Below are 7,299 nucleotides of genomic sequence, written 5' to 3'. Positions count from 1 at the left end.
GCGCACGAGTGACGAGGCCACGCGCAGCAACCCCGTCAGACGGTGTGGGCAAAGGGCCTTTGCCGTCGCGGTCAAAATCCAGCTTCAGGTGCTGCGGCCGGATCACAATCTCAACCGGCGCTCCGTCCGCAAGTCCCGGAGTCAGGAATTGGCCAAAAGGTGTATCAGTGAGAGCGCCGTTGCTTACCGAGCGGATCACATTGATATCGCTAAAAAACGCCACGGCCTGTTTGTCCTTAGGCGCGTTGTAGATGTTATATGGGGCGCCCTGCTGGACAATGACACCGTCGCGCATGAGGGCAATTTCATCGGCCATACGCATGGCTTCTTCGGGTTCATGGGTCACCAACAGCACAGCGGTGTCTTCTTCTTTGAGCACCGCCAAAGTCTCGTCGCGGATGCCGTCGCGCAGGCGGTTGTCCAGACCAGAGAAAGGCTCGTCCATCAGCATAATGCGTGGGCGCGGCGCTAAGGCGCGGGCCAGTGCAATCCGCTGTTGCTCGCCACCGGACAGCAGGTGCGGGTATTTGTCGATGGCCCAACCAAGGTTGACCTTGGCCAGAAGTTCTTCCACGCGCGCGCGCTTTTCGTCTTTGCTGCCTTTGAGGCCAAAGGCGACGTTGTCACTGACTGAGAGGTGCGGAAAGAGCGCAAAGTCTTGAAACATCAGGCCAATCTGACGACGCTCCGGCGGGATGCGAAACACCGTGTCACAGATCAGCTTGCCATCCACGTAGATCTCGCCGCTGTCTTGCATTTCCACGCCCGCAATCATGCGCAACGTGGTGGACTTACCGCAGCCGGATGGGCCAAGCAGGCAGGTCACCTTGCCAGATTGCAAAGTCAGAGACACGTCATCGACCACCTGACGGTTGCCAAAGCGGCGGCGTAAGTTGCGGATTTCCAAGCGTGGTGGCGTCGTAATGGATGTCGGCTGCACGGGGGGCCTCTTGCAATCCCCGATGCTTTTCATCGGGTTTCGCAGTGGTGTATCAGCCCCCTACCCCTGCTTCAACCCTGCGGCTCCCGATCAGGACTGCGGCAAATCCAACCACCAAAACGATCACACAAATCTGCAAGAGCTGCTCGTATTTGTGGCCGTCGTAGAGCAAGTGGGACACAAACGCGACATCGCGGAACATGTAGGCCACCGCACCGTTGAGAGCCGCGAAAAAACAAGTCATGTAGGACCAGAGCGGCACATCCCGTCCACCGATCAGGCTGGCAACAAGCACGGGTGTGAGGAACATCGAGGCGGTGCCGGACACAGCCACGGCGTCAAACAGGGTTTGGTTGCCCCAAAGCGTCAGTGCGCCGCCAGCGAGAGCAAAAACCAGCATGGAGATGCGTCCGCCCGTAAGAGTGCGTGGGGCGAGCTTGAGTTCGTCGACCACAAGGCGTGCCGCGGAGCTAAGCGCGGAGTCCAGTGTGGACAGCGCGGAGACTAGAAGCGAAAGGATCAGCAGAGTGAAGACCCAGGCTGGGAACATAGTGCTCCAAGTGCCGATCAACTGGCCTTCATAGGCTGCGCCTTCGAGCGAGGCCTGAATACCAAAGAAGCCAAAAGCGATGATGCAAAGCGTTGACAGCCAGAAGGCGTGCAGGAAGCTTTTGCGGGTGGTATCGCGGTCTGCGAGGAAGCCGCGGTCCATCATTACCGGGTCATGTACCGGATAAGAAAACACCTGAAGCGCGGCCACCACCAGAAGCACCCAACCGTTGTGAGGGCCAGAGGCACCGGGCGCCGTTAGGACAGCGCCGAGGTTGAAATCGGGGCGCAGCACCAGAGTAACAAAGGCAATGCCAAACACCACAAGGAACAGCAGCATCTGAACCACGTCGGTGCGCAAGGCTGCGGACAGACCGCCCCATGCGGAGTAAGCCAGAGCAACCACACCAACGATCAGGATGGAGATCGTGCCCGCATTGGCAACCTCCGGCAGCGCGGCGCTAAAGATCAAGCCAACCACAAGCAGGTTGGCAAAGACTTCCGACAAAAGGCGCAGGGCAATGACCACGTTGTAGGCGCTGGCACCAGATTTGCCGAAACGCGAGGTGAGCCAGTCTTGCACAGAGCCCGCCCCCTGAACCCGCATACGGTTCACAATGTAGCCGCCGGTTAGGAAAGACGCGTAGTAAACTGCATATGCCAGGGTGCCGGCGATGCCGTAATAAAAGCCAAGGATGGCGGCGTTCATCAAAGAGCGGGCGAAGATCCAGGTGGTGACCTGCGACAACACTAGGGTCCACAGCGATGGCGCCTGCCCTTCGGCGTTTTGCCCGCCAAAGAACCCCATAACCGTGGCCCGCTTGGGGGCAACAACAAGGCTGAGCAAAAGAATGGCGGCGAAGATGCTTGTGAGTGTGGCGGCGTGCATGATTGTGTCCCGTTCAGAATTGGGAACGACCTAGCAGGCGGCCAGATATCAGGCTAGCCGCCCCACAAAAACGTGATGAAACGTCAGAGGGTTACGTGGGATCTGTCAGATCAAAGGCAACATCCCCCAGCACCCGCCCGTTGACCTGAATAGCCAGTCTGTGCGGACCGGGATGCAGTTGAAATGTGCTGGCATTGGCTTTGAGTGGATGCTTTTTGGCCAGTGTGAGCGACTTTCCAGCTGGGATTTTACCCTGTTTGAGCTTGAAGACCTTGTCACTGCCACGTCCGTTGGGACGGTGAAAACTCAGCACATAGTCGACCATCACCGGCACAGGGGATGTGCCATCGGTGGACAGGGTGGTTTCAACTCGCAAAGCATCGCCAATCTGGATGCTGTCGCCGCCCACTGACAGGTTGTCCAGCGTGACGGGCGCGTCAGCATGGAACCCCAGCATGGAAAGAGCCCCCGAGTGCCCCGCTTTGACAGCGGTACGAAGGGAATGGCGTGTCATCCAGTCCAGTTCTTTGGCGGCTTGTTTGCCTTGATTCTTCCAATTACCAAGGTGGGTCACAACAGTATCCGTGGAGATTTTGGAGATATCGTTCAGGTGGTTGGACACCGAGCGTGTGACATAGCGCGTTGGATCGGCGTGCAGTTTTTCTAACAAAGGCAGCGGCGACATCGGGTCGATGTCAATTTTCTTGGCCCAAGGCAGTTTCGGACGAGTGCCTTCGCTCACTAAACGGCGGACGTGATAGTTTTTGTCCTCCGCCCACGTTTGCAGGCGGGCAAAAGTCTCCTCCGGCCAGCGATTGAGGAAAGGGCGGATGTAGAACTCCATGGAAAAGCGTTTGGTGGCTTCCTCCAGCAGGTCCAACGCCCGTTCACGGTGAGCTTCGACACCATGACGAGTGGCCAAGATACCTGGCACCGCATGGATGAACCGGCCAAAGTCATCATCGTTCAGGGTTGGATCGAGTGCGGGCGGCATGGCTGCCTCCAGCTGATCCGCCATTTCGGGGAAGTCTGGCGCGAGGCGTTTTTCGATGCAGTCGGCAATCCATTCCATACGCTCCATGAGCTCGCGCCCCTGAAGCCCTGCCACAACCTCATGATGGAAATCCTCGCCATCAAACCCCGGTACTCCGGCGGCAAATTCTGCCGCCAGATCGCCAAGGCTATTTGCGTTAAACAATTCATCTTTCAGTGAAAAACCCTGGGACACACCCACACCTCGCGCCATTTACTTTTTTTGCTCCGGCTTACATTGCCGACGCAAAGGCGCCGCCGTCCAGCAGAACATTCTGCCCGACGATAAAGCCTGCGTGATCAGAACAGAGGAACGCACAGGTGGCACCGAACTCATCCGGCGTGCCATAGCGGCCAGCGGGGATGGTGGCGGCACGTTGGGCTTGAGCCTCTTGCATGGAGATGCCCTGTTGCTCCGTCACGGCAGTGTCCAGAGACACGGCGCGGTCGGTGGCGTGAATCCCCGGCAGGATGTTGTTAATGGTTACACCTTTGCTGGCCACCTGACGCGCGGTGCCCGCAACATAGCCTGTCAAACCAGCGCGGGCGGCATTGGAAAGACCCAGTACTGGGATCGGGGATTTCACCGACACGGAGGTAATATTCACAACGCGCCCCCAGCCGCGCTCCATCATGCCCGGCACCAGTGCTTTGATCAGGGCAATTGGCGCCAGCATGTTGGCGTCCAGAGCAGAGATAAAATCATCCCGGTTCCAATCGGTCCACATGCCCGGAGGAGGTCCGCCAGCATTATTGACGAGAATATCGACGCCTTTCGCAGCTTCGATCAACTTGGCCTGGCCTTCCTCAGTGCTCACATCACAGGCGATTGTGGTGACCTCGACGCCAAACTCGGCGCGAATGTCGGCGGCAGCAGCTTCCAGCGCTCCGACTCCACGTGCGTTCATAATCAAATCCACGCCATCCGCAGCCAAAGCGCGAGCGCAGCCCAAGCCAAGACCTTTAGAAGACGCACAAACCAGCGCGCGTTTACCCTTAATTCCCAATTCCATGCGATTCTCCCCGTTGTTGTGGGGGTAAGAAATACCCAAATTAGGCAGGATGCCAGTATAATGCCGAAGCCAAGGCACTGTGCTGCCACATTTGCATGTCATTCAAATTGTCAAAGAACATGTACAGTACACGGAAATAGGTAAGTTATGACGTCTCAAGTCCAAGACAGCTCCCAGCCCTCCCAACGCCTGCCAGTGTATCCGGCCGATGCTTTGGTTGTGACGGACGGGGCCAACCTTGGTGATTCCCTCTCGTTTGCGGAAGAACTGCTGCCAGACGATATCTACACGCTGAACCAGGATGCCGAGGAAAAGAGCCTCGCCCTGCGCACGGACAGCGAAGGGCAGCATTTCATTGCCAGCGACTATAGCCTCGGCACCAAAGACGCACGCGTCTACCTTGATTGCGTGGCAACCTTTATGCCGCCCAGTGGCGACACCATCGAAGTACTGGTTCTGGTCGAGGTGGATGACGAAGGTGGTGTGGTTGAAGTGTATGGCGCGCCTTTGGCGCCGCTCACACCAAAAGGCGACTATGTGCTAGTGGGTGTGGATCGGGGCGCAGCTTCGACAAAACTCGCACAGCTGGCCTGTGTAAGCTTCACCGGGGGCACCCGGATCACGATGGCCACAGGCGAACAGAGACGCGTTGAAGATGTGGCGATTGGTGATCGCGTTCTGACGCGGGATGATGGCCCTCAGGAAGTGCGCTGGATTGGGCATGCGGTGCAACGGGCCAGCGGTGAGTTTGCCCCAATTGTGATCACAGCCGGCACATTGAACAACACTCTTGATCTCCGGGTGAGCCCGGACCATCGCCTGTTTGTGTATCAACGCCATGATCATATTGGCGTGGGACGCAGCGAGCTTCTAATCAAGGCGCGGCATCTGGTAAATGGCGACACAGTCTACGCCGATGAAGGCGGATTTGTAGACTATTATCAGATCATGTTTGACACCCATCAGATCATCTTTGCCGAGGGCATTTCCGCAGAAACCATGCAGATGGACACGCGTACGCAACCAGCTGTTCCGGAAGAAGTCAAAGAACGTCTTCAACCCGCGTCAAATGCGGCGCGTGGCATGCCGCAGGCGCACTTGGAAGTACATGAAAGTCTTCTGGATCGTCCCGACGCGGTTGAGCTTTTGAAACGGGCGTCGTCAAAGTAGGGCGCGCCGCTTTTCCTTGCGAAATGACGCTTTGCGACCTATACGCGCGGACATGTTGGACACGCAGACAAACCGCCCCGAATTGCCGCCCGAGATTGCGCGCCGTCGCACCTTTGCGATCATCTCGCACCCGGACGCCGGTAAGACCACGCTGACCGAAAAGTTCCTCCTCTATGGTGGCGCGATTCAGATGGCCGGTCAGGTACGGGCCAAAGGCGAAGCCCGGCGCACACGCTCAGACTTCATGCAGATGGAGAAAGACCGCGGGATATCCGTGTCGGCCTCTGCCATGTCGTTTGATTTTCGCAATTTCCGCTTCAACCTGGTGGACACACCGGGCCACAGCGATTTCTCCGAAGACACCTATCGTACGCTCACTGCTGTGGATGCGGCGGTCATGGTTGTTGACGGCGCTAAGGGTGTCGAAAGCCAGACGCAGAAGCTGTTTGAAGTGTGCCGTCTGCGCGACCTGCCAATCCTGACGTTTTGTAACAAGATGGACCGGGAAAGCCGCGACACCTTTGATATCATTGACGAGATTCAAGAGAACCTCGCGATTGATGTGACCCCGGCAAGCTGGCCAATTGGGGTTGGTCGAGAGTTCATGGGCACATACGACATGCTCAATGATCGGCTGGAGCTGATGGACCGGGCTGACCGGAATGTGGTGGCTGAGAGCGTTCAGATTGAAAGTCTGGATGATCCAAAGCTGGCTGATCACATTCCGGAGCATCTGCTGGAGCAGTTGCGCGAAGAAGTTGAGATGGCCAAGGAGTTGTTGCCAAAACTGGATCCGCAGGCGGTGCTGGAAGGCCATATGACGCCAATCTGGTTTGGCTCTGCGATCAACTCCTTTGGCGTTAAGGAACTTATGGATGGCATCGGCACCTACGGGCCAGTGCCACAAATTCAGACGGCTGAGCCGCGTAAAATTGCGCCAGAAGAAAAGAAAGTGGCCGGATTTGTGTTTAAGGTTCAGGCCAACATGGACCCGAAACACCGCGACCGTGTGGCGTTTGTCCGAATGGCCTCGGGCCACTTCAAACGTGGCATGAAGCTGACCCATGTGCGCACCAAGAAACCGATGGCAATTTCCAACCCCGTGTTGTTTTTGGCATCAGACCGCGAATTGGCAGAAGAGGCCTGGGCCGGTGATATCATTGGCATTCCCAACCACGGGCAATTGCGCATTGGTGACACGCTGACTGAAGGTGAAGCGTTGCGCGTGTCTGGCATTCCAAGCTTTGCGCCGGAGCTGTTGCAAGGCGTGCGTGCAGGCGATCCCCTGAAAGCCAAACATCTTGAAAAGGCGCTGATGCAGTTTGCCGAAGAAGGTGCCGCGAAGGTGTTCAAGCCAATGATTGGCTCGGGCTTTATCGTCGGCGTGGTGGGGCAGCTTCAGTTTGAAGTTCTCGCCAGCCGGATTGAGATGGAGTACGGCCTGCCTGTCCGTTTTGATCAAAGCCAGTTCACCTCCGCCCGCTGGGTTCATGGCGACCGGAAAGCGGTTGAAAAGTTTGCGGATATGAACAAGCAGCACATCAGCTACGACAACGACGGCGACGTGGTGTTCTTGACCCGCCTGCAGTGGGACATTGACCGCGTTGCACGTGATTATCCGGATATCACGCTGAGCGCGACCAAGGAAATGATGGTCTGATACACTCTGCGATTGCACGGGGTTTTCCCCCGTGCAAACATCGTGT

At 57.2% G+C, this 7,299-nt stretch carries 6 protein-coding genes; 2 read left to right on the top strand and 4 right to left on the bottom strand.

Annotated elements, in window-relative coordinates:
- From QZ517_RS08640 to QZ517_RS08625, 4 genes are all read right to left on the bottom strand, one after another.
- A partial coding sequence (locus QZ517_RS08640; protein WP_294225204.1) for an ABC transporter ATP-binding protein occupies positions 1 to 940 on the bottom strand: 940 nt, incomplete at its 3' end.
- 52 nt (positions 941 to 992) lie between these two features.
- The gene (locus tag QZ517_RS08635; protein ID WP_294225201.1) at positions 993 to 2,378 is read right to left on the bottom strand and encodes a sodium:proline symporter; all 1,386 of its coding nucleotides are present in this window, start codon (positions 2,376 to 2,378) and stop codon (positions 993 to 995) included.
- Positions 2,379 to 2,469: 91 nt separating this feature from the next.
- Positions 2,470 to 3,624, bottom strand: coding sequence for a hypothetical protein (locus QZ517_RS08630; protein WP_294225198.1), 1,155 nt, complete (start codon positions 3,622 to 3,624; stop codon positions 2,470 to 2,472).
- A 19-nt stretch (positions 3,625 to 3,643) separates the two neighbouring features.
- Positions 3,644 to 4,423 (bottom strand): SDR family oxidoreductase, encoded by a 780-nt coding sequence (locus tag QZ517_RS08625; protein ID WP_294225195.1) that lies wholly within the window; start codon positions 4,421 to 4,423, stop codon positions 3,644 to 3,646.
- Between the two features lie 147 nt (positions 4,424 to 4,570).
- Between QZ517_RS08625 and QZ517_RS08620 the strand changes: the two genes are divergently transcribed.
- Positions 4,571 to 5,593 carry a Hint domain-containing protein gene (locus QZ517_RS08620; RefSeq protein WP_294225191.1) on the top strand — a complete coding sequence of 341 codons (1,023 nt, stop codon included), beginning with the start codon at positions 4,571 to 4,573 and terminating at the stop codon, positions 5,591 to 5,593.
- A gap of 52 nt (positions 5,594 to 5,645) precedes the next feature.
- Entirely contained in the window at positions 5,646 to 7,253 is a 1,608-nt protein-coding gene (locus QZ517_RS08615) for a peptide chain release factor 3 (protein ID WP_294225188.1), read from the top strand.
- Positions 7,254 to 7,299: the final 46 nt, after the last annotated feature.

The sequence above is a fragment of the uncultured Shimia sp. genome (genome assembly GCF_913054185.1).
Taxonomy (GTDB): domain Bacteria; phylum Pseudomonadota; class Alphaproteobacteria; order Rhodobacterales; family Rhodobacteraceae; genus Shimia.
Note: the sequence above shows the minus strand (reverse complement) of the source record. Positions and strands in the feature narration are given on the sequence as shown.